Below are 25,692 nucleotides of genomic sequence, written 5' to 3'. Positions count from 1 at the left end.
CCGTTGGAAATCAGTTCTAACAGCACGCAAAGCCGCCGCCACTGCCTACCTAAACGCAGCACCGCAACACGTGGCGACGCAACTTTTCGGCCTTTGTGGGCGCTATTTTGGGGAGTATGGCTGTTATAGTTAAGCTGATGAGGAGTGACACGGCGGCCTTTCAGGTAGCCTATTTTTCTTATTTCTTTCGTTTCTGAACACCCCGCGGGGCCCTTTCCACTGTATATGCGCTTTTCTTCATTTGGTAGTTTACTAGTCGCCTTGCTTGGTGCATCTACGGCTTTTGGGCAGCGGCCCACAGCCAATCTTTCCGGTCAATGGAGTGGCAATCTGCTCATCCCCACCGGGGCTACCCTGCAACTGCAACTAAACGTGCAGGACCAAAGCGGCCGTCGCACGGCCACCCTCGACATCCCTACCCAGAACGCGCGAAACATCGCCGTAGACCGGGTAGAAACCAAAGGTGATAGTCTGCTGCTCACGGTGTCGGCCATCCGGGCTCGCTTTGCCGGGAAGGTGGCTCCCGATGGTAGTACACTACGCGGCTTCTGGCGCCAGAACAACGCCAAGCTGCCCCTCACATTCCAGCACACTTCTACTACTGCGGCCACTGCTGCCGCACCCGCCGCGAAGCGTAGCGGCAAGGCCGGCCGGCCGCAAGAGCCGCAGGCGCCGTTTTCGTATCAGGCCGAGGAAGTCCGTTTCACCAATAAAAGCGCCGGCGTCACGCTGGCTGGCACGCTTACCCTACCGCCCGGCAAAGGTCCGTTTCCGGCGGCTGTACTGCTCACTGGCTCCGGCCCTCAAGACCGCGACGAAGCCGTGTTCGGCCACAAGCCATTCCTGGTGCTAGCTGACTACCTCACCCAGCAGGGCATTGCCGTGTTGCGCTTCGACGACCGGGGGGTAGGCAAATCGACGGGCAACGCCACTACCGCTACCCTCACCGATTACACCCAGGATGCGGAAGCCGCTATGGCCTTCCTGCGCAGCCGGCCCGATATCAACGCTAAGAAGGTAGGCGCGATTGGGCACAGCGAAGGCGGCACAGCCGGCGTGCGCACGGCCAGCCAGGCGCAGGCTCCGGCTTTTTTGGTGCTGCTGGGTATGGCCGGCGTACCGGGTAGCGAAGCAGTGGTGCAGCAGGCGCTGGCCAATGCTCGTCTCAAGACCAAAGACCCCAAAATCCTGGCTGGCGTAGAGCAGCGTCAGCGCGCCCTCATTGCCATCAGTCAGCGCGTAGCCGATGTTCAGCAGGCACAGAAGCAAATGATAGCCGTGCTGATGCCCGATATTTCCTTACCCGCCGAGCAGATGAACCAGCTCCGCGCCGCCGCCGCCGGCCAGGCCGCCGCCATGACGACCCCCGCTTTCCGCGCGCTGCTCGTCGACAACCCTACCCAAACACTGCGCGCCGTGAAATGCCCGGTGCTGGCTCTGGGCGGCGCTAAAGATATGCAGGTGATTTCCAACACCAACCTCGCCTCCATCGAAAAAACCCTCAAAAGCAGCGGCAACCGCGATGTGACCACCCGCGAGCTGCCCGGCCTCAACCACATGTTCCAGACCGCTCCTACCGGGGCCATTTCGGAGTACGGGCAGATCGAGGAAACATTTTCGCCCGCTGCCATGCAGGCCATCAGTAGCTGGATTCTATCCCGCACAAAGTAAATTCTAAAAACAGCAAAAAGCCCCCGCATCACCTTAGGTGCGGGGGCTTTGCTTTTTACACGGAACGTCGTGCTGGGGTTGAACCCCTGGTAAGGGTAGGCGACGTGGGCGGCCAACCAACAGGCGGCTACTTTTTCAGGTAGGGTTGTAGTTGCTTGGTCCAGATAGCGTAGCCAGCGGGCGTCATGTGCAGGCTATCGGACACGTATAGTTCCGGGCGCGGGCGGCCGTTTTTACCGAGCATTGCGGGGGCCGAAATCCACATAGCGCAGGTGCTGTGGGTGGCGGTCGATGTAGGCTTTGATCTTGGCGTTGGCCTGCTGCATCTGCGGGTAGAGCTTCCAGCGCGACGGGCTTGGTTTGATAGCCAGATATACTAGCTCCACGCCGGGCAGGTCGCGGCGCATGCGGCTTTTGAAAGCCAGGAAAGACTGGTACACTTCCTCTACCGTGTTGCCAGCGTTGATGTCGTTGTCGCCCTCATATAAGATCACCTGTTTGGGTTTGTATTTCAGTACGAGCTGATCGAAATAATGATTGGCATCGGGGAAGCGAGAGCCGCCAAAACCTCGGTTAAGAACGGGGTAGCCCGCAAAATCCTGCTGCAACGTCTCCCACTTGCGCACCGACGAGCTGCCAGTGAAGACGATGGGCGCCACGGGCGGCTTTTGCAGACTATCCTGCTGAGTGAAGGCTTTGATTTCGCCTACCCACTGCCCAAAATTGAGCGGCGCGGCGCGGCGCGGCGCCTGCGCCCACACCACAACGGGCAACAGCAAAAGAAATCCTAATAAGAAACAACGAGAACGGGTGGAAAGCAACATACAGTGCAGCAAACAAAAGAGAACAGAAAGTGAATACTACAGCCAACATACACAGATGTAATCATATAAGCCGATACCTACGCAGGACCTACGTCGAGCAAACAGCTCACTTGGTAGCTCCTCATACTGCTCTCATCGGATATAGTGTGCGTTTTCAAACCTAAATAGGACGTTGGCAAGATTCTGGCATTTAGCACTTTTTTACCAAGAATATGCTCATACCGCCGCAGTTCGGTATTTGATTTTCACTTTATGCCCAAAGCTTTACGTTTCGCGTTTCTCTTATTTCTTCTTTTACCATACGCCTTGCGGGCCGCCGACGCTCCTCTGAATGGCCAATGGCAAGGACCACTCGCCGTACCAGGCGGCTCTCTGGATTTGCTGATTACGTTGGTCCCGCTTTCCAACGGCTCCTACTACGCCGCCCTGGATGTGCCCAAGCAGAAGATTAGCCGCATGCCGGTAGAGGTAGAGCTAAAGGGCAGTGAAATTGCTTTGAAAATTGAGCAAGCGGGTAGCAGCTTCACGGGCCAAGTGCTGGAAGGTGGCCGGGTGCTGAAGGGCACCTGGAAGCAGCCTGGCCTTACGGCGCCGCTCACGCTGGAGCGCCGCGCCATGCCCACGGCCTCGGCGGCCGCTCTCACCCGCCTGACTCCGCCTTACCGCGAAGAAAACATCAAGTTCAACAACGCAACCGCCAACGTAAGCCTGAGTGGTACGCTCACGGTGCCGGCCGGACCGGGGCCTTTTCCGGCCGTGGTGCTGATTTCGGATAGTGGCCCGCAGGAGCGCGACGCGGCGGTGCAAGACTACCGCATGTTTGGGATGCTGGCCGACTACCTCACCCGCCGCGGCGTGGCCGTGCTGCGCTTTGATGACCGGGGGGTAGGCCAGTCGGGCGGGCGCTATTTCACCACGACCACTGCCGATTTGGTGACCGACGCGCAGGCCGCCATGCAGTATCTGCGGGCGCACAAGCTCATCAACCACCGCGACATTGGCCTTATCGGGCATGGCGAAGGGGCCAACGTGTCGTTGCTGGCCGCCGCGCAGCCGCAGCCTCCAGCTTTTGTGGTGGCTTTGGCTGGCTACGGACAGCTGGGCCACGAGGTGCTCTTGCATCAGCAGCTGGAAATTATGCGCCTCATTGGGGCCGATCAAACTCAGGTGAAGGCGGCCATTGAGTTGTACGAGCGCATGGTTACAATTATCCGGCAGACGCCCAACGATAACCAGGCCCGCGGCAAGGTGGCCGGCACGCTACGCCTCAACAACAGCCAGATTGACCCAACTATGGCCCGTGCCCGCGCCATTCAGCTCACGTCGCCCTGGTCACGTTTCTTCCTCGACTTTGACCCGCTCCGGTCCTTGCCCGATGTGCGCTGTCCCGTGCTGGCCCTGAACGGTACCGACGACCTACAGGTAGGCGCGGCCACCAACCTACCACTCTTGCAAAAGGGTCTGAAAAACAACCGCGACGTGACCGTGAAGAAACTTGCTGGCGTCAACCACCTGTTTCAGCCCGACCCGCAGGATTGGCCTTTGGTGAACGGACAGCAGCAGCCTAATTTCTCGCCCAAGGCACTGGATACCATTCGGGAATGGATTGCCAAGCGTACCACCGCGGCTCCATCGGCAGCGGCTCCGCAGAAGCCTGCCGCCAGCAAAACCAAGAACAACACGGCCAGCAAGTAGCTACAGCTTATTCGGCTGGTGCAGAGGTAGGCGCCGGGGTCAGGTCGAGGCGACGGAGTTTGTCGGCTTTGAAGGCGGTTAACAAGACTACTACAATCGTCATACCTCCACCGAAAACCACTGAGGGCACTACGCCCAGTAGCCGCGCCATCGCGCCCGACTCGAACGAGCCGATTTCGTTGCTGGAGCCGATGAAAATATTGTTGACAGCCGATACCCTACCCTTCATATACTCCGGCGTGAAGGTGTGTACTAGCGTTTGCCGCACAATCACCGATACGGAGTCGAACACGCCCGTCATAAACAACAGGAACAACGACAGCCAGATATTAGTAGACAGCGCAAAGCCGATGGTGGCTACCCCAAAGCCCGCCACGGCCCACAGCAGCTTGCGCCCGGCCTGCTGATGCAGCGGGAAATAGGTGAGTACGGCCGCCATCAGCACCGAACCAATAGCTGGTGCAGCCTCCAAATGCCCCAGCCCATCAGCCCCTACCTTTAGAATATCCACGGCGAATACCGGCAGCAGCGCCACCGCACCGCCAAACAACACCGCAAATAAATCCAGCGACAGCGCAGCCAGTACTAGCTGGTTGCCCCAGATAAAGCGCAGGCCACTCAGTACGCTTTCCTGCAACGTGAGCTTGGCGCCCTCAATGGGGGGTAGGGGCCGCGAGGCAATCAGCATAAACTGCACGAGCGCCAGCACCAGCAGGCTCGATGCCACGGCATAGGAATTGGCAACGCCCAGATGCGCAATAAGGTAGCCACCGATTGCCGGCCCCAGCACCGCCGCTCCCTGGTAGGTGGTGCTGTTCCAGGTAATGGCATTGGAGAGCCGCTCGCGGCTGGGTAACAATTGTGGCATAAAGGAAAACAGGGCTGGCCCCAGGAACCCGCGCGCAATGCCGCTCACAAATATCACCGCGTACAGCGGCAGGGTATGGAGCGAGCCGGGCGCTAGTAAATCCAGCCCCCAGGGCGAAGCAAAAAACCAGAGCGCCACCGCGCACAGCACCAGCATGGCCACCCCCGCCACAATAATGTTCTTGCGCCGCACCGAGTCGGCCACGTGCCCGGCGTAGAGCGACACCGCGATGCTGGGAATGGCTTCGGATAACCCAATCAGCCCGAGCGCCAGGGGGTCGTTGGTGATTTTGAAAATCTGCCAGCTCACGGCCAAGCCCTGCACGCGGGTAGCAATGGTATAGCAAATGCGCGCCGAAATCAACCGGCGAAAATCTGGAATCCGCAGGGCGGCATACGGGTCGTGGAGGGGTGCCGACATGCAAACAAATCGAAAAGGATAGGGAACGAATGCCAAAAGTAACCTGAAACCCTGGCTGCCATACTCCTCGCTACTTGCCCTTACTCTTTCTAGACTAGCTTCTTCGGTTACACGCCACACTATGTACACGGAAAATAGTCGATTTTGCAACGCGGCGCCCTCGTCACCTATTTTATTACCTTATTTTTCTTTTGCCCCTTTCGAGCAAATAAATGATTGAATAACCGCACTTTGCAAGTAGTTAAGAGCTAATAGTAACATAATTAATAAGCGAAGACATAATTTTTTATAAAACTCAAAATAATAGATATACTATATAAAATATTAAGGTTTCATAATGCACAAAAAAATATTCAGTTGGTGGCGTTCGGGCATTGCGTTTGGTATAACCATTCTCTACATTTGGTCTTCATCCATTGCTCATCTAGGAGCTACTCTCTGACATTCACCCGGTAACCCCACTCTATGGCCTGAAGCTCTACGTTCCTTAACTCGTAGCCTTTATGGAAACCATGCAGCCGAGCGATTCCGCTCTCATATCCCTTTACATTACCGGTAAAGAATCAGCTTTCGAAATCTTATTGGAACGGCATAAAAGCCGGGTGTTTACCACGATTATGCTGATCGTGCGCGACGAAGACGTGGCCGATGATTTGGTGCAGGACACCTTCATCAAGGCCATTCACACGATGAAAAGCGGGCGCTACAACGAAGAAGGAAAGTTCTCCTCCTGGATCTGCCGTATTGCGCACAATCTTGCCATCGACTTCTTCCGACGCGAAAAAACGTAGCCCTTTATTGAATCTGGATACAACAAGCCATGCCTTCAATTCGTTAAGTCTTGCGGAAGAGGGCGCGGAAGCGCAGCTCACCCGCGAGGAGACGTACGCCCGGCTCCGGGAGTTGATTCAGGACCTGCCAACGGCCCAGAAGGAAGTGCTCATCATGCGCCATTACGGCGACATGAGCTTCCAGGAAATAGCCGATGCCACGGGAGTCAGCATCAACACCGCACTGGGTCGTATGCGCTACGCGCTGATCAACCTGCGGAAAAAGATGGCCGCGCAACCCGTGTTCTATGATCAAAACCTTTACTCAAGAGAAGCTGCTCCAGTACGTGTACAACGAGCTGCCAGCGAATGAACAACAGGCCCTGGAGCAAGCGCTCCAGCACGACCCCGAGCTAGCCGCGCAGTGCGCCGACCTCCTGCTAACGTTACGTGCCCTTACGGCCGTTCGCCAAGCGCCTAGCGAAGCCGCTACCCAAAATATTCTGCGCTACTCGCGTACGTTCCCGTATTCTTCCTAAAGGCTACCCTACCGAGCTACGTTCAGTCCCTGCGTTTCTGACCAGGCCCGAACGTAGCTCGGCGCGGTTATGTACTTTTGACCGATGTTTCTCACCGGTCCTTCTTTCTATGCGCAAGCCTGAGCGGTATCGTCGCTTTCTGGAATATTTTACCACGCACTTCCCCGCCCCCGAAACGGAGCTGCACTACGCCAATCCCTACGAGCTGATTGTGGCCGTAGTGCTCAGCGCTCAGTGTACCGACAAGCGCGTGAACCAAATAATGCCGGCCCTGATCCAGCAGTTTCCTACCCCGGCGCATCTGGCAGCGGCTTCGGCCGAGGAGGTTTTCCCCTTTATCCGCAGTGTTTCCTACCCCAACAACAAGGCGAAGCACTTAGCAGGCCTAGGTAAGATGCTGGTTGAGGACTTTGGCAGCGAAGTACCCAGTACCATTGAGGAGCTACAGCGCCTACCAGGGGTAGGCCGCAAAACGGCCAACGTAGTAGTATCGGTTATCTACAACCAGCCCGCTATGGCCGTGGACACTCACGTGTTTCGGGTGTCGCACCGGTTAGGCTTGGTAAGCCGAACGGCTACCACGCCACTAGCGGTAGAGAAGGAGTTGGTCCGCTACATTCCTGAGGAGCTAATTCCAAAAGCGCATCACTGGCTGATTTTACACGGCCGCTACATCTGCGTGGCCCGCACACCAAAGTGCAGCAGCTGCCCACTCACCGACTTTTGCCAGTATTATGCTACTCAGGTAGCTCCTGTTTTAGACACAGAAAAGCCTGTTTCGAGGCTGAAATCCCCTAAGAAGTCTGATATTTAGTACAACTTAGTTTAAAACAAGTATCTGCTAGTACAATCACAGATCATTGTGTTTTGCGCTCTGCTCCAGAATCTTCTGCATGGTAGCGGCGAGCTGCTGCCGGTCGAAATACTGCTGTGCTACTTGTTGCCCGGCTTGGCCAGCCGCCAAGACAGTAGCCGGTTCCGCAAGCAATTCTGCCACGCGGTCGGCCAACGCTGAGGCATTGCTGGCTGGCACGTACCAGCCGCAGTTGTGCGCTTCCACCAGTTCCTTGGTCCAGCCAGGATTCGTGACGATAACCGGCGTGCCTACCGCCAGACTATCGTATAGCTTGGCCGGCGAATTGGCATCTAGTGCGGGCAGCCCCAGAAAAGAAACGACCGATAAATCGGCCAGCCGAAACCACGCGAAGACGGCGTGTCGGGCCTGCGGCGGTACCAGCCGGATAGCAGCGCAACGGGCGGCAGCGGCTTGCACCAACGGTTCATCGTAGCCGTGTCCCATAAACAGCCAAACCAGGGTAGGGTGGTCGTCAGCTAGTTGCTCGGCCGCTGCCAGCAGGGTAGGGATATCGTTGGCTCGGCCGAAGGTGCCAGCGTACAATATTACCCGTCGGTTTTGCAAATCATATTCCTGTCGGAGCGCAGCTACGGCTTCATCGGTGGCTAGTGCGGCCAGCTCCAAATCAGTACCATTGAGGATGGTTGTTACTTTCTCTTCTCCAAAACGCCATCTCCTACCTTTCGCCAACCCTGTTTCAGTGACGGTGCTGCTCATATCCGGCGAAAGCGTCACGATGTGCTGCGCCGAGCGGTACAAGCCGTATTCCATCTGATGCAGACGCCGCTGCGCCCACTTGCTCGGAACAGCGCCCATGGCAATCGGGAAAGCGGGCCATAGGTCTTGCACCTCGAACACCCACGGCACCCCGCGCAGCCGCGCCACCTGCGCAGCGGCCCACGCGGCCGTCAGCGGGGTCGAAATTCCCCAAATAACGTCGGGCTTATCGATGCACAGGCCTTCGCGAATGGCGTAGGCGGCGTAGCGGCCGAAAGACAATAGCCGCCGCCCTACCCCCATTTTGTTTTCGTACGACACCGCTGCATTACGCACCTCTACCCCTTCCGGTATCCAAGGGTAGCGGTGCGTAATGCGCAGTCGCTCCCACGTGTTTGTCGTAATCAGCGTGATACGATGCGTGCGCGCTAAATGAGCCAGCAACGCGTAGTGCCGACTAGTAGCCGGACAGTCGGGGTTGGTGTGGTGTTGGCTGAATACGGCGATGTGCATGCTAATCAGTTAAAAATTAAAAGTCGCCCGAGCGTATGTAGTCCGTCGAGACGGCTTTTAATTTTTAACTCTTGGTTTTTACTTCCTCTTTGGCTTGTAGTGTGAATCATTGAGAATGCGTTGGGCATCGCGCTGGGCCATAAGCTGCGGCAGTGTTGTTTCGGGGTGCTGCTCCATGTATTTGCGCACAATCTGCAAGCCTACCCAGGCGCCCAGGCGGCCGGGCGCCGTCTTGTCTATTTCGGGCGTAGCGGGCCGTTCGCCAATGTACTTTTTGATAACGAATGGGTCGGCTGTATACAGCAGATTCTTCTCGATGAAGTGCGCCCAGATTTTTCCCTCGTTGAACTGCACACCGACTAGCTCCTTATTTGTATAGCCCATCAGCAGCGAATCGGGCGTACAGGGCAGCATTTTTTCGGCGAAGTATAGGCTTTTGCCAAACTGCACCATATCGCGCAGCATGGTATGGTTGCCGGTCAAAGCGCGGTTGTACTTGCTGGAAATGGTGAGGGCCAGCGCCGGCAGCACGTGCGCAGGGGTATAGCGTCGGTTGATATAGGCCGGCACATCGGCACGGTAAGAGGCAGTAGGCCCCACAAAGAAATCCAGGCTGAGCACAATCAGGCTGTCGTTGGCAAATAGCGCATCCTTTTCTGGCTCCTTACCTAAGCCGCTCACAAAGGTCTTCACTGGCGGCACCCGAAAACTGGGGTAGTAGTAACGCACGTGCTGAAACAAGCCACGCAGTTGTTGCTGCAAGCTATCCGTGTTCTGAAAGGCGGCCTCCGTCTCGCGGCCTAGCTTCTGCAAGCCAGCGTTGGTAGCCAATTGGGTCATGGTTTGCGCCAATTGCTCAGAACCGTAGCGTCCTTCCAGCAAGTATTGACGCGCAAACAGCGGATGATGATCCAAAAACTGCTGGGCTTCGGCCGGGTTTTTGATTTGAAAAAATGGCTTTTCCAATCGTTCGAGCTGCACCGGCGCCTCTACTTTCGCTATGTCAGGGTTTTGCTCACAGTCGGAGCCGGTAGAGCAGGACGTGAGCAGGAACCCGCCCAGCAGGGACACTAGCAAAGAACGCATCGGGATTAGGTTGTACATCACACGTATATTTGAGGCGAAAATAGCCAAAAGCAAACGCTACGCCGTTTGCTTTCTTTTCTTACTGCCGATAATTCGGCCCGCTCTATGAAAAAACTTCTGCTTGCTCTGGGTGTAACCTTTCTGACCGCTGGTGCAGCTTCTGCTCAGGTCGAAATTGGCCTGAAAGTTTCGCCTTCTATCACCAATCTTCGGGCCGATTCGCCCCGCAATGGTACAGGAGCTACGGGCTTCAAAAACGAGAAATCGAAGGTAGGCTTCGGAGGTGGGGTTATCATCGATTACTTTTTTGGTCAAAACTATGCGTTCAGCTCTGGCTTATTCCTGACGGGCAAAGGCGGCACTGTTTCCTACCTCGACCCAAGTACTAATACCCGCTATAATCAGAAAATTGGTGTACAGTATTTGGAGGTACCTGTATCGTTGAAGCTGTTCACCAACGATATTTCTGAAGGAACCAAAGTATATTTCCAGGTAGGCGGCACACTCGCCGGAGCTATTTCTGCCCGTATCGACGGCGAGAAATTTTACCAGGATCCTGGTAACAGCAACGCCGAAACTCGTGCCAGCAAGCACGTCATTATTCCCGACGTAGGCCTGCTGGGTGGTGCCGGGGTAGAGTACCTGCTAGGCCAAAGCACCCGCTTGATAGCAGGTCTCTCCTACCATCACGGCATCGTTAACATTGACCGGTACTTTGATAACACCCGTAAATTCAACAACGTCACGCTAAAAAATAGTGAAGTAGCGCTGGATTTGGGGATTAAGTTTTAACCCAGCGAAGTAAAATAGGTCTGTCCTCTTGAGCTTGCGAAGGACCTTATGCCCGTTGAACGACCATCGTACCAACAACTCGTTCTAGCGTGATAAGGTCCTTCGCAAGATCAGGAGGACAGATGCATTCTAATGCAAAACCCACCATTGAAAAGCCCGCCCTACTCTCGGAGTAAGGCGGGCTTTCTTCTTATTCAGGGGAGATTTTCGCAGAAAAATCAGTCCGTTATTTCTATTTCGCGGTCTTGCATGCGGCTCATGGCCGCTGCGGCTGAGTGCAGTTCGATGTCCTCGCCGTGCTCGTCCTCGATGCGGTAGTCGGTGAGGCCCAGACTGGTGTCCTTCATCACCTTCACCCACTTATAGTATTTCAAGTACCACTTCATCTGCCTCGATACCAGACCTTTGGTGTAGTAAGCATGCAGGAAAGGATGTACGTAGAGCGTAATACCCGACTGGTTTTGCGTCAGCAGCAAATCATCAATGCTGTTGTCGATTTCGTCGGTGACCAAGATAGAAGCTGAGATTTTGCCGGTACCGCCGCAGGTAGGGCACACCTCGCCGGTTACGATGGCCTCGGCGGGGCGCACGCGCTGCCGCGTAATTTGCAGCAGCCCAAACTTAGTAATGGGCAGAATAGTGAACCGTGCTTTGTCGTGCTTCATCACGTCGCGCACAGCGTCCTCCACCTTCTTGCGGCTCTCCGCCGACTTCATATCAATGAAGTCGACGACGATGATGCCGCCCATGTCGCGCAGGCGTAGTTGTCGGGCTACTTCTTTGGCCGCCAACATGTTAATCATGAGGGCTGTGGCCTCCTGGTCGCCTTCCTGGTTACTTTTGTTGCCTGAGTTTACGTCAATAACGTGCAGAGCCTCAGTATGTTCAATCACCAGATAGCCACCACCAGGCACCGACACCGTTTTGCCAAACAGCGTTTTCAGCTGTTTCTCAATATTGTGCTGCTCAAACACTTTCACCTTGCCGGTGTGGAGCTTGAGTAGCCCTAGCTTGTCGGGGGCAATTTTTTGGAGGTAGCCGCGCATCTCGTCGTGCAAAGCCGGCGAGTCTACGATGATGGAATCAAACGACTCGTTGAGCATGTCGCGCAGCATGGAGCTGCTACGGCCCAGCTCGCCCAAAATCTTATCGTTCGGCTTGGCCTTACGCAGGGTTTGGAAGAGCTGTTCCCAATTATCGATCATGCTTTGCATGTCCTTATCTAGCTCGGCCACCTCGCGCCCTTCGGCCACAGTGCGGATAATAACCCCGAAATTATCAGGCTTAATAGACTGAATAAGGCGCTTGAGCCGGTCGCGCTCCGTGCGGCTCACGATTTTCTTAGAAACGCTGATAACGTTGGAAAACGGTACCAGCACCAGATAGCGCCCTGCCATCGAAATATCGGTAGATAGACGCGGTCCTTTGGTAGAGATTGGCTCCTTCACGATCTGCACTAGCAGTTGCTGGCCTTTTTTGAGCGTGTCGGCTACCTTTCCTACCTTATCAAGTGGCCCTTCAAACTGAAATGTTTTGAGCGGGCCAACGGCAATTTTCTGCGATTGTACGCCTTTCACCCACTTATTCAGCGACGGGAAGTTCTCTCCCAAGTCGCCGTAGTGCAGAAAAGCGTCTTTTTGATACCCGATATCAATGAACGCGGCGTTCAGACCGGGCATAACTTTCTTGACCGTACCCAGGAAAATGTCGCCAACGGAATAGTTGGTGTCGTTGCGGTCGAAATGATATTCGAGCAACCGTTTATCCTGAAGCAGGGCAATTCGTTCTCCCTCCTGAGTAGAATTAATGATTAATTCGTTACTCAATGGATTAGGTTAATTAAGCAACTCCCTGGCCGGCAAAACCCTACACTACCCGAAACCCGCAAAGGGAAGCCAGTGCGCACGGCACCAGCTTCCCTTTCAGGCCACGGGGAAAGCATACGGCTAGCCACTCTCGGGGAATTTATATGAGAGATAGACGGACATTTCCTACGTCGGAAACAGCCGCCAGCAGACCCCGGAAGGCTTACTTCTTCTTATGACGATTCTTGCGTAGACGCTTCTTCCGCTTGTGGGTGGCAATCTTATGACGCTTTCTCTTTTTACCGCAGGGCATGAGTTGATGGGTTAAGGGTTAAAACTTGAATTACGTAGACTTTGGGAAACCTCGTACCAGCCGAGGGACGGCAAAGGTACGGATTTCATTCCGTAGCTTCTTTATTGCAGCTTTTGCAGTTGTTCGGCAATTGAGGCAGCCAAGCCAGGGTCGTTACTTAGGCTTTTGGCCCTAGCAAACGCAGCCTTTGCTTCCTCCTTGGCACCAGTTTGAGCCAAGGCAACGCCCAGGTAGAACTGCCCTTCCACATTATTGGGATGGGCAGCAGTCAATTCCCGAAAGCGCTCCACTGCTTTGTCGTACTGATTGCTTTGCATCGAAAGCAGCCCGAGGTTGTAGAGCGCCTTTTCATTTTTAGGGTCAGCGGCAATTACTTCCCGCAACAACGTGACGCCCTGCACTGGGTTGTCGCTGGCCATGTAGGCCATACCCAGGTTAGTTTTTGCGTTCAGGTTGTCGGGGTTGTTTTTGAGCACCCGCTCATACAACTCCCGCGATTTGGCGCCCAGCATCTTACCCCGCTCAGCGGTAGCCGCAAAGCTAAAGGCTTCGAAATACTCGTCGGCAGCACGCTGCCAGGCTTGCTCACCGGGCCGGGCCAAGGCCACTTGCTCGTAGTAATAGCCTGCGCTATCAAACTTTTCGACTGCCTTGTATTGCTTTGCCAAATCGGTGGCCAAGCGAAGCTTGGTGTCGCGGTCGGTGGTAACATTGTATTGCCCTAGCAAACCGTTAATGCTGCTCCGTTGCTGAGACGTAAGCGACATGTGGGGCTGCTCTGGGGTAGCACCGGCTGGTCGGCCATCGGCTTCTACTGAAGCTGTGGAAGGCGCAGCAGCTCCCTGGTCGCGATTGGCGGTGCGGGCAGCTGTTTGAGCCGTAAGTTCGCTTTCACCCTGTTTGGGCTTCACAATTACCTTCGGCAACAGAAACAACGCAATAACCAGGGCAACGGCTATAGCAACAACAGTGAGCTGGTGAGAAGATTTTGATCGGGCCATGCAGAAAAAGCAGGCCGTCGGGTAGTTCCCAAGAAAGGGCGCCCGACGGCTCCGCCGCAATAGTACAACAACAAAAAGTTAGGCGTTAGCCGTTTCTTTGATCTTTTTGCTGTTCTTGATTTTGCCGATGAATGTTTTCGACGGCTTGAAGCTCGGAATAAAGTGCTCGTCGATGATGATCGAGGTATTTTTCGAGATGTTGCGCGCCACTTTCTTTGCCCGCTTCTTGTTTACGAAGCTACCGAAGCCGCGCACGTAGATGTTGTTGCCTTCGGCCATCGAGTCCTTTACTACTTTAAAGAAGGCTTCAACGGTTGCGGACACGTCTGCTTTCTCAATGCCAGTTTTATCGGCAATTTCGGCGATTACTTCTGCTTTAGTCACGCTGGTAAGTGTACTATGGAGTGAAAAAATGTACTGGGCAATTTCCCCGTTCAACACGTAAGCCTTTGCCCACTAGGCTGTTCGCTTCCGAATTGGGGCCACAAAGGTAGGTTGCTTTTTTGGTTTTCCAATTTTTTTCCCACAATCCCGGCCTCTGTCCTATTTTTTGACAAGTCTTTCTGACTCACTGTTTTGAACAACGTTCCTCCTACTTCTGTTCATTCCGCTTTCGCGATTACCCTGCTCAACTGGTATCCGCGCCACCGCCGCGACCTACCTTGGCGCCACACTCGTGACCCGTATGCCATTTGGCTATCGGAGGTGATTTTGCAGCAAACCCGCGTGAAGCAGGGCCTGCCTTACTACCTCGATTTTATCAACTCCTACCCTACCGTGCAGGACTTGGCGACTGCTCCCGAAGATGAGGTGCTGCGCCATTGGCAGGGCCTGGGCTACTATTCCCGTGCTCGCAACATGCACCATACCGCCCAGCAGGTAGTGCGTGAGTACGGCGGCAAGTTTCCGACTACTTATGTCGAGTTGTTGAAGCTGCGCGGGGTAGGACAATACACGGCTGCCGCCATTGCTTCTTTTGCGTTCGACGAGAAAGTGGCGGTGCTGGATGGCAACGTGTTTCGGGTGCTGAGCCGCGTATTTGGCCTCACGCAGGATATTGCCGCGCCAGCCAGCCGCAAAGTATTTCAGCAGCTCGCCGACACGCTGATTCCGGCCGACGCCCCGGCGGAGTTCAATCAGGCTATCATGGAGTTTGGGGCTATTCAGTGCACGCCGGTGAAGCCAGACTGTCTGTTTTGCCCATTGCAGGCGCAGTGCTATGCCTTTCAGCACGGCATGGTGGCCGAATTGCCCATCAAGAGCAAAGCCAAAGCAGCCCGCACGCGCTATTTTCACTACCTGGTGCTACGTCACGCCGACAAGGTGTACATGCGTAAGCGTACTGGCAAAGACATTTGGCAGGGCCTCTACGATTTCGCTTTGACGGAAACAGACTCAGCCGAGTTATCGGCGGTGGAGGTTTTGCGTCGGGTAGAAGCTTTGGGTGGTACGATAGTTTCAGATAGAGCCGAGGAACCTTCGGCGGCCTACCGGCACGTGCTTAGCCACCAGAAGCTGGAGGCCCGGTTCTACCCTATTCAGTTGCAGGCGGCTTTGCCTGTTGCGGCATTGCAGGAACTAGGGTTGGCCGCGTTCAGCGTTGCAGAAGTGGAGGCCTTACCTAAGCCCATTCTTATCACTAATTACATTAGCAAAAAGTGAAATAATTCAGCTAAAAAACTTGGAATATATATTTTCATCTATTACTTTTAGAACAGTAAATACTATGTCACACAGAACGAAAAAGTAACACTATGGCAGGCATCAACAAAGTCATCCTGATTGGCAACTTGGGCAAAGACCCGGAGATTCGGCATCTGGAAGGCGGCGTCAGCGTCGCAAACTTCACCCTGGCCACCAACGACTATTACAAAGACAAGCAGGGCAACCGCGTGGAGCGCACCGAGTGGCACAACATCACGGCGTGGCGCGGGTTGGCTGAAATGGCTGAGAAATTCTTGAAGAAAGGTCAGCAGGTGTACGTGGAAGGTAAGCTCCGCACGCGCCAGTACCAGGACAAGGACAACCAGACGCGCTACATCACGGAGATTGTAGCCGATGAGCTAACCATGCTGGGCGGCCGCCCGCAAGGAGATGGTACTACCCCCGCGGCGGAGCAATCCGCCGCGGCTACGGTCACGTTCCGGCAAGAGCCGGAGCTTGACCAATTGCCGTTTTAATCATCTCCTACCTGGCCTTTCTGAGCCTCGGCACGCTGCCGGGGCTTTTTGCGTTGTAGGGGCAGCTTGCAGCTGCCCCTCGTTGCTGATGTTGTTTAGAAGCAATTGAGTAAACTGCGAGAACAGGTAGGAACAGTGGAATTCTCAATTGCCGCTGACATTGTTTAAAACCAGCAAACAACGGGCGGCCATAATATGCCCCTACCGCCTTATATGCTACCTTTACTACGTGAACTCTGCCTTGCTTCGTATGCCTGTTTCCGCTTCCCTACGTGGCCTTAGCGCCGCGCTGAGCTTTTTGCTGCTGGCAACCGGCTGCTCGTCGGCTCCCGATTACACGCCGAAACCCAAAGGCTACAATCGCATCGACCTGCCACCGCACAGCTACCAGCAGTTGGCGCCGGGGCATCCGTATACGTTTCAGTATTCGCAACAAGCACGCATTCTGCGCGACTCTTCCTACCTGGCGCAGCCGCACTGGCTGAACATCTACTACCCCCAACTGCATGCCAACGTGCAGATTACGTACGCCGACTTAAAGGGGAACCATCAGCTTTACAATAAGCTGTTGGAAGATGCGCGCAAGCTCACCAGCAAGCACGAAATAAAAGCAACAGCCATCGACGAGAGCACCATGAAAACGCCCAACGGCATGCGCGTATCGGTGTTTGAGTTGCAGGGCGAAGTACCTAGTCAGTTTCAGTTCTACACAACTGATAGTACTCGACATTTCTTCCGGGGCGCGCTATATTTTCGCACCGCTACCGCCAACGACTCGCTGGCGCCGGTGATTGAGTATGTGAAGCAGGACGTAGTGAAGCTACTGAACACGTTGAAGTATCAGTAATTTAGCTGTTAGCTAATAGCCGCTGGCTGTTAGCTTTCCGCAAACTCCTTTTTTTGAAGCAAATAGCTAACAGCCAATGGCTAACAGCTAGTAGATGAGTAATTTCTTTCAAACTAAAATAGAGTACCTGCGGGGCGTGGGCCTGCAACGGGCGCAGCTGTTGCAAAAGGAGCTAGGCATCTTCACCTACGGCGACCTGATTCAGCGCTACCCTTTCCGCTACCTCGACCGCACGCAGTTCTACAACATCGTGGACCTGCACGACGACCTACCTTTCGTGCAGGTGAAAGGCATTTTGCGCAACCGCGAGGTGATTGGCGAAGGCCCCAAGAAACGCATGGTGGCCAAGGTAGCCGACGCCAATGGCGAGCTAGAGCTGGTGTGGTTTAAGGGAGTGAATTACCTGGAGAAGATTATCAAGAATCACCAGGAGTACATTGTATTCGGCAAGCCTACCATGTTCAACGGCCGGCCCCAGATGGCCCATCCGGAACTAGAGGAAGTAACGGAGCAGAAGGCCGGCCAGAGCTTTTTGCAACCCGTCTACAATACCACCGAGAAGCTTAAAAACTACCACCGCATCGATAGCAAAGCCATCATGCGCATGGTGGCCGACTTGCTGAAGCTGGCCCTGCCTCAGGTAACGGAAACGTTGTCGCCCTACCTTATTCAGCAGTATGGCTTGATGAGCAAGGCTAACGCCTTGCAGCAGATTCACTTCCCGCAGAGCACCGAGCTGTTGCAAGCTGCGCGCTTTCGCCTGAAGTTTGAGGAGCTATTCTATGTGCAGCTCAAGCTCCTGCGCCAGCGCGACCAGCGCAAGGTAGAGCTGGCTGGGCAGATCTTTAAGGAGGTGCCCTCGCTGGTGCATTTCTACAAGAACGTGATGCCTTTCGACCTTACCGGCGCGCAGAAGCGGGTTATTCACGACATCTACAAGGATTTTTGCTCAGGAAAGCAGATGAATCGCCTATTGCAAGGCGACGTAGGCTCGGGCAAAACCATCGTAGCGTTTATCTCCATGCTGATGGCTGCCGACAACGGTGCCCAAAGCTGCCTGATGGCTCCCACCGAAATCCTGGCCGATCAGCACTATACTGGTTTAAAGGTGTACGCTGATATGCTGGGCCTGAAAATCGGGCTGCTGACGGGGAGTACGCGCACGGCGGCGCGGCGGGTACTGCACGAGCAATTGCGCTCGGGCGAGATGCACATGCTGGTAGGCACGCACGCGCTGCTGGAAGATGTAGTGCAGTTCCGCAACCTGGGCCTCACCATTATGGACGAGCAGCACCGGTTTGGGGTAGCGCAACGCTCGAAGCTGTGGCAGAAAAATCCGCATGTGATTCCGCATGTGCTGGTGATGACGGCCACGCCCATTCCGCGCACACTAGCCATGACACTCTATGGCGACCTGGATGTGTCGGTGATTGACGAGCTGCCAGCCGGCCGCAAGCCCATCATCACAGTCCATCGTTACGACTCCAACCGCCTGAAAGTATTTCAGTTTCTGCGCGACCAGATCAACCTGGGTAGGCAGGTGTACATTGTGTACCCGCTGATTGAGGAAAGCGAGGCCATGGCCGACTATAAGGACCTAATGGACGGCTACGAAAGCGTAGAGCGAGCTTTCCCGGAATTTCAGATAAGCATTGTGCATGGGCGCATGACCGCTGGCGAGAAGGATGCCGAAATGCAGCGCTTCGTAGAGCGCAAAACCCAGATCATGGTGGCTACCACCGTAATTGAGGTAGGCGTGAACGTACCCAACGCCTCGGTAATGGTGATTGAAAGCACTGAGCGGTTTGGTCTTTCGCAGTTGCACCAGCTGCGTGGCCGGGTAGGACGCGGCGCCGACCAAAGCTACTGCATCCTGATGTCGGGCTACAAGCTTAGTAAAGAGTCACGCACCCGCATCGAAACGATGGTGCGCACCAATAACGGCTTCGAAATCGCCGACATCGACCTAAAGCTGCGCGGCCCCGGCGACTTGATGGGCACTCAGCAAAGCGGTGTACTGGACCTGTTGATTGCCGACTTGGCTAAAGATGCCCGCATTTTAACAGAAAGCAGAGCTGCTGCTAATCAGCTGTTGCAAGAGGACCCTACCCTACAACTGCCCCAAAATCAGAATATCCGGCACCATATAGAGTCACTACCGGCTACGGCCGTCAACTGGAGCCGCATTAGCTGATGCCGTGGAAACGGTATCATACAAAAAAGACGACCTGATGGGTCGTCTCAAGGAAACTACTTACTGATTGACTACCTCATTGGTAGTGAAATAAGCGGGGGTAATTCGCCATGGCTGCTGGTTTTCCTGTACACTCACCACCTGAGGGTATAATTGGCGAGTGAAGAAAGAAATCGGCTGCGTGGAGGTTGCTTCTAACGATAACGAATCGGGGGCGATAGTGATAACTGCTTCAGGCGACTGCTGCTTTACGAGCTTGCCAACTACAAGTAAACCTGAAAGCAACAACGATTTTGCTAAGAACTTCATAAAGGAAAGGTATTTGTAGTCTTTCTGACACAAAGTTGAAACCAACTTCTGTGCATCATTTGTTTTTTTGTATTTAGCTAATCTTACTCTTCAGCACAACGTCACTTTTTCGCAAGCTTTGCACCGCACATTTTTCCTTTTCGTTCCTGTATCCGGCTGCAAAGTAAAGGCATTTTCAACTAATAGCGGTTAATCAAACTATTAAGCTTCTATGAAACTTACGCTTTGCAATAGACCATTTTTCGTCAGTCCGGCTCATATACGTAAACACCTGATAATTGGTCACTTTTGCGTAGTACTTTTCACTGATTTTTTCCTGAAACCATCTTAAATTCCTTTGTCTGTGAGACTTACATTTTTGTCATTCAGCATCCTATTGGGCAGCACATTACTGGCTCCGAAGGTGATGCAAGCACAGAAAACGAAATCGGTATCGTTTGCATACCTCCCCGAGCAATCATATGACCGATACAATCAGCGTGTCTCCCAAAAGACCCTTTCTCAGTCGGATGGTGGTTTTTTAATTTTAGCACATAAATCAGTTTCGGGCTACGCCGTAGAGCGTTATGATGGCGAACTGAAACGTGTATGGAGTACCGATTTACCACTAACAGCGGAAGAAAGCATTGAAGGATTTGCGCAAAGCAACCAGCAAGCTACCGTAGTAATATACCGCAAAACCAGTGCGGCTCAGCAGCTCACGGCTTACACATTCGATCTGAAAACAGGTCAAAAAAGCGCCGGCAAGAAATTAATCGAAGCCGGTCTGCGTGACCGACGCCCAGGCGTTACTTTTTCACCCGATGGCACCCACACAATAGCGTGGCGCTACCTCACCCGCGAACAGCAAATAAAGGCTATCCTTGCCAATGTATATGACGCGCAGCTTTCCCAAGTGAAAGAGCGCACCTACGATTTCCATGATCAGGGTGCTTTTTTTTCCACTACCGTTAGCCTAGGCAACGATGGCACGCAGTACGTAACGCTGCTCAGCGACGGGATGAAAAAGCTGAGTGTGCGGCGCTACCTTAATACCAGCACGGAGGTGAAGGTGATGTCGGTAGCGCTTGGGGGCGTGTTTGGCGGGCAGGAGGTGATGGTGTTCGATACGAAGTTTAGTCTGCAACCTGATAACACTTTGTACGCCGCTGCTATTTGTACCGAACGCAAAACTGGCCTTTATCACAGTCTGAAAGCCGTTCGATTTGACTTCACCGACGAGGGCGATATGAAGTTTGCGCCGGAAGTGAAGTTCTCGCCTGACTACTTAGCCGAGGTAAACAAAGCAACCCAAGGCACCAGCAAACGTCTAGAAGACATTTACTTGGCCCAGTTGCTTGTGAATGAGGATAAGCAACTGGTCATCATCGCGCAAAAACAGTACGAAGAAGGCGGCGAGAACTCACCGATTCATTCGCGGGAGTTGCACCTGTTTGGGTACAATGAGTTTTTGGCGCCACGCTGGCATACCATCATCAACAAAAACCAGGTAGCCCCACCCGCCGAAGCCTTCTCCAGCATCGGCTTTCGTGCGGCTATATTTGGCCCGGACCTGCAACTCCTGACGGAGGAGACTATTAAAGGGAAATCTGACCTATACGTACGCCACGTGGACATGACAACCGGCGTAGTGCAAGAGCCAAAAGGATTAGGCCTGAAGGTAGCTAACGACCAAAACCTGGCTTACGTGAAGGACTTTACTACCTGGGCCGATGCCAAAACCATTATCGGTGTAAGCCGCCCTAGTAAGAAATCCGCCGCGTTGATGCTGAATAAGATTGTAGTGAAGTAATCTGAACCACGGATTCGCTCGGATTTATCAGAATACACGGATTTTTTGGACAATTAATTTAGGGGCTTAGGAAGCAAAAAGCGAGGAATGGGGCATAACTTCCTGTTATGCAGCAAACTAACCGCTATTATAAGTGCAGCAAAATTTCCGAGGTCAAATTTCGCTACTTGTTGCGTCTTTTCGCGCTGGATTTGACGGCTTCGGACGCGGCCCGGCTGACGGGTCTGAGCGTACGCGCGGTCAACGACATATACCTGCGCCTGCGCCACCGGCTGCTAGCTTGCAGCCCGGTGCCGGCTGACCTGGACGGGGCCGTCGAACTGGACGAGAGCTACTTCGGCCCGCGGCGCGTACGCGGCAAACGGGGCCGGGGAGCGGGGGGTAAAACCATTGTCTTTGGCCTGTTCAAACGCGGGGCTCAGGTATACACGGAAATCGTCCCGGATTGCTCGAAAAAGACCCTGCAAGCTATTATTCGGGGTAAGATTGATGTCACGGCGATGGTCAACACCGATGGCTGGCGCGGCTATGATGGCTTGGTGGACGTGGGCTACGACCGTCATTTTCGGGTGCATCATGGGCAGAACGAGTTTGTCCAGGGAGCCTCGCATATCAACGGGATTGAATCATTTTGGAGCTTTGCCAAAGCCCATCTGCAACGCTTCAAGGGCGTGCCCAACCATACGTTTTTACTACACTTGAAAGAGGCCGAGTTTCGCTTCAATCATCGCCACGAAGACCTGTACAAACTCTTACTTAAATTGCTTCGTCAACAGCCCCTCTAATTAGTTTTGCTTCCTAAGCCCCTAATTTAATACGTTCATTACCTACTCAGCAATAAAAAAGGCGACCCAAATGGGTCGCCCTTTTTCTGTATCAATCATACGGTAGATCAGCCGTCCACGAAATCCGTGTAATCCGACAAATTCGAGCGAATCCGTGGTTCAGACGTTAATACACATATTCATTCGCCTCGATCAGCTTGGCAGCGATGCGACGGCGAGCTTCCTTGGCATTGAACAGATCTACCTTCGTGAAGCGCTTGAGACCAAGTGAGAGGAGACGCTGCTCGTCGCCTTCTACCATGGAGGCAATGGCATCTTTGCCGGCTTTGTTCACGATGTCTACGGCATCGGCGAGGTAGACGCGGGCAATATCGATTTGCGTGGCCAGGGCCTCTTCACCTTTTTCATTGGCTTCTTTCTCTACCCGCAGAATGGTGCTTTCGGCCACATAGGTTTTGATGGCCATGTCGGCAATGTTCATCAGGATTTCCTGCTCCTTGGCCAGCGAGTTCATATACTTCTGCACGGCCGTGCCCGCTACCATCAGAATAGCTTTTTTCAGCTTCTGAATGGTCTTTTTCTCGGTGGCAAACAGGCCCGTTTCCTCTTCCACGTTGAAGTCGGGAATGGCCATTAGCTCGTTTTGCACGTCTTGGGCCGGTCCCATCAGGTCCAGTTCGCCCTTCATGGCTTTCTTCAAAATCATGTCTACGGAGAGTAGGCGGTTGATTTCGTTGGTACCCTCGAAGATGCGGTTGATGCGCGAGTCGCGGTAGGCACGGTCCATGGGGTAGTCGGCCGAGAAGCCATAGCCGCCGTAGATCTGCACACCTTCGTCGGTCACAAAGTCCAGTACCTCCGAGCCTTCTACCTTCAGCATAGCGCACTCCACGGCAAACTCGCGGGCAGCGCCCAGCAGCGCCTCGTTGGCGCCCTGACCCTGGGCCAGCAATTCCTGCTCGGTGCGGTAGATGTCCATACCGGCGCGGTAAATAGCCGATTCTACGGCGTAGATCCGTACCGCTTGCTCGGCCAGCTTGTGCCGAATGGCGCCAAACTTCGAGATAGGCAGGTTGAACTGCACCCGCTCGTTGGCGTATTTCACGCTCAGGTCGGCGGCCATTTTGCAAGCGCCCAGGCACGCAGCAGCCAGCTTAATACGACCAATATTCAGAATGTTGAAGGCAATGAGGTGACCTTTGCCAATCTCACCCAACACATTTTCCTTGGGCACCTTCACATCCGACAAGAACACCTGCCGGGTAGAAGAACCCTTGATGCCCATCTTGTGCTCCTCGTTGCCGAAAGTCAGGCCAGGCGTGTCGCGCTCCACGATGAAGCCTGTAAACTTCTCGCCGTCAATTTTGGCAAACACGATAAATACGTGCGCAAAACCGGCGTTGGTAATCCACATTTTCTGGCCGTTGAGCACATAATGCTCCCCGTCTTCGGTCAGTACGGCTTTGGTTTTCGCACCCAGTGCATCGGAGCCGGAGCCAGGCTCGGTGAGACAGTAGGCGCCTACCCACTCGCCGGTGGTCAGCTTGGGAATGTATTTCTGCTTCTGTTCCTCAGTACCGAAATACAGAATGGGCAGCATGCCGATGCCTGTGTGCGCCGCAAATGCCACCGGAAACGAGTGGCCACCCCCTACCCCTTCCGTCACCAGCAGGGCCGTGTTGAAGTCCATATCGTACCCGCCATATTGCTCGGGAATGCTCACGCCAAACAGGCCCAACTCACCGGCTTTCTTCATCAGGTCTTCCATCAGGCCTTCCTCGTGGTTGTCGAGGCGCTCTAGCAGGGGCTGCACCTCGCTGGCAATGAAGTCCAGACAGGTTTGGTGCATCATGCGCTGCTCTTCGGAGAATTCAGCGGGCGTAAAAACATCCTGGGCGTTGGTTTCTTTGATAATGAATTCGCCGCCTTTGAGGGGTTTCTGCGTTACTTCCATGGTCGGGTGCGGTGTGTTATTGTTGGGTGAAATGCTAATTCTAAAAGGGTAAAACTGCTCGGCTTGCCGAGTATATCAAGACTTTAGAGGTCTATATTCAGGTATCGAAAGATACGAAAATTTGTTATGCTTGCCGAGTAGTTAACGAAAAGAAAACCCCGATTGGTTCGGGGAGTTCTTTCTATGCGTTATGAGAAAAACTCGTTAAATGCTTCATTAATAGGATATGCTATCAGCATAATCAGCCAAGCATCCCAGAATTGATCATGTAAGTTAAACGTCTGTTCTGTTTCTCTATCCAACAGCCAGCGTTTTAGTAGGTTCTGCTCCTCTGTAGTAGGAATAAGACGGTTATTTAACGACACAACGAATAGTTCGTCATTCCTTCTGCCTAATCCTAGATTGTTTTCTTGTGCAAAAGACCCAAAGTCATCTAGTAATGTTTCTCGTTGAGAAGACGTGAGAGTATCAGGTGATTTGAGTAATAATCGCCAAGCAAGTTCTTGGAACTCACCAGTACGCATTGCTTTTTGAGCTTCTGCGTTACGAAGCATTGCTACTTCAGCAACTCATAAATACCCGCTACACCCTGGCCGCCGCCTACGCAGGCTGTCACCATACCATACTTCTGGCCGCGCTGGCGCAGCTCATCAAATAGCTGGATACTGAGCTTCGCGCCGGAACAGCCCAGCGGGTGCCCCAGGGCAATGGCACCGCCGTTCACGTTCAGCTTATCTGGGTCGATGCCTAATTCGCGCTGCACGGCAATGCTCTGGGAGGCGAAGGCTTCGTTTAGCTCAATCAGGTCGATGTCTTCGAGTTTCATGCCGGCTTGCTTCAGCACTTTCGGTACGGCTTTCACGGGGCCCATGCCCATGATGCGCGGGTCTACCCCCTCGATGGCGTAGTTCACCATGCGGGCCACCGGCTCCAAGTTCAATTCCTTCACCATGCGCTCCGACATCACCAGCACGAAAGCCGCGCCGTCGGAAGTTTGGGACGAGTTGCCGGCCGTAACGGTGCCACCTTGGGCAAACACCGGCCGCAGTTTGGCCAGGGCCTCCAGCGAGGTATCGGCGCGCGGGCCTTCGTCGGTATCCACCACGTAGAAGCGGGTTTTCTTCTTACCACTAGCCGCATCCACGTAGGTTTCTTCTACTGTGATGGGTACAATCTGGTCTTTGAACTTGCCTTCGGCAATAGCCTTCAAAGCCTTTTGGTGCGAGTTGTAGGCAAACTGGTCCTGGTCTTCGCGGGAGATGCCATAGTCTTTGGCAACGGCTTCGGCGGTAAGGCCCATGCCCATATAGTAGTCGGGGTGGGCCTTGGCCAGCTTGTAGTTAGGCACGGTTTTCCAGCCTACGGTGGGCACCATGCTCATGCTTTCGGCCCCTCCAGCTACGATGCAGTCGGCCATGCCGGCGGCAATTTTGCCCACGGCCATTGCAATGGTTTCCACACCGGAGCCGCAGTAGCGGTTCACAATGAGGCCGGGCACGTTGAGGGGTAGGGAGAGTAGGGAAATCAGGCGGCCCATTTGCAGGCCTTGTTCGGCCTCGGGCACGGCGTTGCCTACTATCACATCGTCGATGCGGGTAGGGTCGAGGGCGGGTACGGTAGAAACCAGGTGCTTGATAACGTCGGCAGCGAGGTCATCGGTACGGGTGAAGCGGAAGCCGCCGCGCGGAGCTTTGCCCACGGCAGTTCTATATCCGGCAACTATATAAGCTTGTTGAGACATGGTATTTTCTTTGTCATCCT

The 25,692-nt window shown here is 54.1% G+C and carries 22 protein-coding genes and 1 pseudogene; 12 read left to right on the top strand and 11 right to left on the bottom strand.

Annotated elements, in window-relative coordinates; translation table 11 throughout:
- The first annotated feature begins 225 nt into the window (after positions 1-225).
- On the top strand, positions 226-1,671 hold the full coding sequence (locus tag F1C16_RS19995) for a S9 family peptidase (protein ID WP_185282350.1): 1,446 nt from the start codon (positions 226-228) through the stop codon (positions 1,669-1,671).
- Between the two features lie 233 nt (positions 1,672-1,904).
- Here the strand turns inward: F1C16_RS19995 and F1C16_RS19990 are convergent, their stop codons facing one another.
- Positions 1,905-2,450 carry a GDSL-type esterase/lipase family protein gene (locus F1C16_RS19990; RefSeq protein ID WP_185282349.1) on the bottom strand — a complete coding sequence of 182 codons (546 nt, stop codon included), beginning with the start codon at positions 2,448-2,450 and terminating at the stop codon, positions 1,905-1,907.
- 297 nt (positions 2,451-2,747) lie between these two features.
- On the opposite strand from F1C16_RS19990, the gene F1C16_RS19985 reads away from it, so the two are divergent.
- Positions 2,748-4,190 carry a S9 family peptidase gene (locus F1C16_RS19985; protein ID WP_185282348.1) on the top strand — a complete coding sequence of 481 codons (1,443 nt, stop codon included), beginning with the start codon at positions 2,748-2,750 and terminating at the stop codon, positions 4,188-4,190.
- A gap of 7 nt (positions 4,191-4,197) precedes the next feature.
- Here the strand turns inward: F1C16_RS19985 and F1C16_RS19980 are convergent, their stop codons facing one another.
- The gene (locus F1C16_RS19980) at positions 4,198-5,478 is read right to left on the bottom strand and encodes an MFS transporter (protein ID WP_185282347.1); all 1,281 of its coding nucleotides are present in this window, start codon (positions 5,476-5,478) and stop codon (positions 4,198-4,200) included.
- A 503-nt stretch (positions 5,479-5,981) separates the two neighbouring features.
- Here F1C16_RS19980 and F1C16_RS19975 point away from each other — a divergent pair.
- The 3 genes and pseudogenes from F1C16_RS19975 to nth all read left to right on the top strand — a co-directional run bounded on the left by F1C16_RS19975 (position 5,982) and on the right by nth (position 7,601).
- Positions 5,982-6,621, top strand: a pseudogene (locus F1C16_RS19975) (RNA polymerase sigma factor).
- Complete coding sequence (locus F1C16_RS19970) at positions 6,557-6,787, top strand: hypothetical protein (protein WP_185282346.1); 231 nt, start codon at positions 6,557-6,559, stop codon at positions 6,785-6,787. Before F1C16_RS19975 ends, F1C16_RS19970 begins: the two are co-directional and overlap by 65 nt.
- 109 nt (positions 6,788-6,896) lie before the next feature.
- Complete coding sequence (nth, locus tag F1C16_RS19965) at positions 6,897-7,601, top strand: endonuclease III (RefSeq protein WP_185282345.1); 705 nt, start codon at positions 6,897-6,899, stop codon at positions 7,599-7,601.
- 36 nt (positions 7,602-7,637) lie between these two features.
- Here the strand turns inward: nth and F1C16_RS19960 are convergent, their stop codons facing one another.
- On the bottom strand, positions 7,638-8,873 hold the full coding sequence (locus tag F1C16_RS19960; protein WP_185282344.1) for a glycosyltransferase family 4 protein: 1,236 nt from the start codon (positions 8,871-8,873) through the stop codon (positions 7,638-7,640).
- A 78-nt stretch (positions 8,874-8,951) separates the two neighbouring features.
- Positions 8,952-9,959: a gliding motility lipoprotein GldB gene (locus F1C16_RS19955; RefSeq protein ID WP_185282343.1), complete on the bottom strand. Its 1,008-nt coding sequence runs from the start codon at positions 9,957-9,959 to the stop codon at positions 8,952-8,954.
- 105 nt (positions 9,960-10,064) lie between these two features.
- Between F1C16_RS19955 and F1C16_RS19950 the strand changes: the two genes are divergently transcribed.
- Positions 10,065-10,751, top strand: coding sequence for a porin family protein (locus F1C16_RS19950; protein WP_185282342.1), 687 nt, complete (start codon positions 10,065-10,067; stop codon positions 10,749-10,751).
- A 218-nt stretch (positions 10,752-10,969) separates the two neighbouring features.
- Here F1C16_RS19950 and F1C16_RS19945 read toward each other — a convergent pair whose 3' ends face one another.
- The 3 genes from F1C16_RS19945 to F1C16_RS19935 all read right to left on the bottom strand — a co-directional run bounded on the left by F1C16_RS19945 (position 10,970) and on the right by F1C16_RS19935 (position 14,254).
- A complete protein-coding gene (locus F1C16_RS19945) occupies positions 10,970-12,577 on the bottom strand; it encodes an Rne/Rng family ribonuclease (RefSeq protein ID WP_185282341.1) in 1,608 nt (535 codons plus the stop codon).
- A 393-nt stretch (positions 12,578-12,970) separates the two neighbouring features.
- A complete protein-coding gene (locus tag F1C16_RS19940; RefSeq protein ID WP_185282340.1) occupies positions 12,971-13,870 on the bottom strand; it encodes a tetratricopeptide repeat protein in 900 nt (299 codons plus the stop codon).
- A gap of 78 nt (positions 13,871-13,948) precedes the next feature.
- Positions 13,949-14,254, bottom strand: coding sequence for an HU family DNA-binding protein (locus F1C16_RS19935; RefSeq protein WP_185282339.1), 306 nt, complete (start codon positions 14,252-14,254; stop codon positions 13,949-13,951).
- Between the two features lie 192 nt (positions 14,255-14,446).
- Between F1C16_RS19935 and mutY the strand changes: the two genes are divergently transcribed.
- The 4 genes from mutY (at position 14,447) to recG (ending at position 19,091) form a co-directional block, all read left to right on the top strand.
- Positions 14,447-15,532 carry an A/G-specific adenine glycosylase gene (gene mutY / locus F1C16_RS19930; RefSeq protein ID WP_258048975.1) on the top strand — a complete coding sequence of 362 codons (1,086 nt, stop codon included), beginning with the start codon at positions 14,447-14,449 and terminating at the stop codon, positions 15,530-15,532.
- 92 nt (positions 15,533-15,624) lie between these two features.
- Positions 15,625-16,050 (top strand): single-stranded DNA-binding protein, encoded by a 426-nt coding sequence (locus F1C16_RS19925; protein WP_185282338.1) that lies wholly within the window; start codon positions 15,625-15,627, stop codon positions 16,048-16,050.
- A 250-nt stretch (positions 16,051-16,300) separates the two neighbouring features.
- Entirely contained in the window at positions 16,301-16,897 is a 597-nt protein-coding gene (gene gldD, locus F1C16_RS19920; RefSeq protein WP_185282337.1) for a gliding motility lipoprotein GldD, read from the top strand.
- Between the two features lie 94 nt (positions 16,898-16,991).
- A complete protein-coding gene (gene recG, locus F1C16_RS19915; RefSeq protein WP_185282336.1) occupies positions 16,992-19,091 on the top strand; it encodes an ATP-dependent DNA helicase RecG in 2,100 nt (699 codons plus the stop codon).
- Between the two features lie 60 nt (positions 19,092-19,151).
- Here recG and F1C16_RS19910 read toward each other — a convergent pair whose 3' ends face one another.
- Complete coding sequence (locus tag F1C16_RS19910) at positions 19,152-19,400, bottom strand: hypothetical protein (RefSeq protein WP_185282335.1); 249 nt, start codon at positions 19,398-19,400, stop codon at positions 19,152-19,154.
- 343 nt (positions 19,401-19,743) lie between these two features.
- On the opposite strand from F1C16_RS19910, the gene F1C16_RS19905 reads away from it, so the two are divergent.
- Complete coding sequence (locus F1C16_RS19905; RefSeq protein ID WP_185282334.1) at positions 19,744-21,192, top strand: hypothetical protein; 1,449 nt, start codon at positions 19,744-19,746, stop codon at positions 21,190-21,192.
- Positions 21,193-21,299: 107 nt separating this feature from the next.
- A complete protein-coding gene (locus F1C16_RS19900) occupies positions 21,300-21,977 on the top strand; it encodes an IS1595 family transposase (RefSeq protein WP_185281262.1) in 678 nt (225 codons plus the stop codon).
- Between the two features lie 166 nt (positions 21,978-22,143).
- Here F1C16_RS19900 and F1C16_RS19895 read toward each other — a convergent pair whose 3' ends face one another.
- The 3 genes from F1C16_RS19895 to F1C16_RS19885 all read right to left on the bottom strand — a co-directional run bounded on the left by F1C16_RS19895 (position 22,144) and on the right by F1C16_RS19885 (position 25,672).
- On the bottom strand, positions 22,144-23,931 hold the full coding sequence (locus F1C16_RS19895; RefSeq protein ID WP_185282333.1) for an acyl-CoA dehydrogenase family protein: 1,788 nt from the start codon (positions 23,929-23,931) through the stop codon (positions 22,144-22,146).
- Positions 23,932-24,119: 188 nt separating this feature from the next.
- Positions 24,120-24,485: a 50S ribosome-binding protein YggL gene (locus F1C16_RS19890; protein ID WP_185282332.1), complete on the bottom strand. Its 366-nt coding sequence runs from the start codon at positions 24,483-24,485 to the stop codon at positions 24,120-24,122.
- Between the two features lie 2 nt (positions 24,486-24,487).
- Positions 24,488-25,672, bottom strand: coding sequence for an acetyl-CoA C-acyltransferase (locus tag F1C16_RS19885; protein ID WP_185282331.1), 1,185 nt, complete (start codon positions 25,670-25,672; stop codon positions 24,488-24,490).
- Positions 25,673-25,692 lie beyond the last annotated feature (20 nt).

The sequence above is a fragment of the Hymenobacter sp. NBH84 genome (genome assembly GCF_014217645.1).
GTDB lineage: Bacteria > Bacteroidota > Bacteroidia > Cytophagales > Hymenobacteraceae > Hymenobacter > Hymenobacter profundi.
Note: the sequence above shows the minus strand (reverse complement) of the source record. Positions and strands in the feature narration are given on the sequence as shown.

Excerpts from the sequence above, each read along its gene's own strand:
- F1C16_RS19995 (WP_185282350.1), top strand. The coding sequence starts at position 226 with ATGCGCTTTTCTTCATTTGGTAGTTTACTAGTCGCCTTGCTTGGTGCA.
- F1C16_RS19985 (WP_185282348.1), top strand. The coding sequence starts at position 2,748 with ATGCCCAAAGCTTTACGTTTCGCGTTTCTCTTATTTCTTCTTTTACCA.
- F1C16_RS19980 (WP_185282347.1), bottom strand. The coding sequence starts at position 5,478 with ATGTCGGCACCCCTCCACGACCCGTATGCCGCCCTGCGGATTCCAGAT.
- F1C16_RS19970 (WP_185282346.1), top strand. The coding sequence starts at position 6,557 with ATGATCAAAACCTTTACTCAAGAGAAGCTGCTCCAGTACGTGTACAAC.
- nth (WP_185282345.1), top strand. The coding sequence starts at position 6,897 with ATGCGCAAGCCTGAGCGGTATCGTCGCTTTCTGGAATATTTTACCACG.
- F1C16_RS19960 (WP_185282344.1), bottom strand. The coding sequence starts at position 8,873 with ATGCACATCGCCGTATTCAGCCAACACCACACCAACCCCGACTGTCCG.
- F1C16_RS19955 (WP_185282343.1), bottom strand. The coding sequence starts at position 9,959 with ATGCGTTCTTTGCTAGTGTCCCTGCTGGGCGGGTTCCTGCTCACGTCC.
- F1C16_RS19950 (WP_185282342.1), top strand. The coding sequence starts at position 10,065 with ATGAAAAAACTTCTGCTTGCTCTGGGTGTAACCTTTCTGACCGCTGGT.
- F1C16_RS19940 (WP_185282340.1), bottom strand. The coding sequence starts at position 13,870 with ATGGCCCGATCAAAATCTTCTCACCAGCTCACTGTTGTTGCTATAGCC.
- F1C16_RS19925 (WP_185282338.1), top strand. The coding sequence starts at position 15,625 with ATGGCAGGCATCAACAAAGTCATCCTGATTGGCAACTTGGGCAAAGAC.
- gldD (WP_185282337.1), top strand. The coding sequence starts at position 16,301 with ATGCCTGTTTCCGCTTCCCTACGTGGCCTTAGCGCCGCGCTGAGCTTT.
- recG (WP_185282336.1), top strand. The coding sequence starts at position 16,992 with ATGAGTAATTTCTTTCAAACTAAAATAGAGTACCTGCGGGGCGTGGGC.
- F1C16_RS19910 (WP_185282335.1), bottom strand. The coding sequence starts at position 19,400 with ATGAAGTTCTTAGCAAAATCGTTGTTGCTTTCAGGTTTACTTGTAGTT.
- F1C16_RS19900 (WP_185281262.1), top strand. The coding sequence starts at position 21,300 with ATGCAGCAAACTAACCGCTATTATAAGTGCAGCAAAATTTCCGAGGTC.
- F1C16_RS19895 (WP_185282333.1), bottom strand. The coding sequence starts at position 23,931 with ATGGAAGTAACGCAGAAACCCCTCAAAGGCGGCGAATTCATTATCAAA.
- F1C16_RS19890 (WP_185282332.1), bottom strand. The coding sequence starts at position 24,485 with ATGCTTCGTAACGCAGAAGCTCAAAAAGCAATGCGTACTGGTGAGTTC.
- F1C16_RS19885 (WP_185282331.1), bottom strand. The coding sequence starts at position 25,672 with ATGTCTCAACAAGCTTATATAGTTGCCGGATATAGAACTGCCGTGGGC.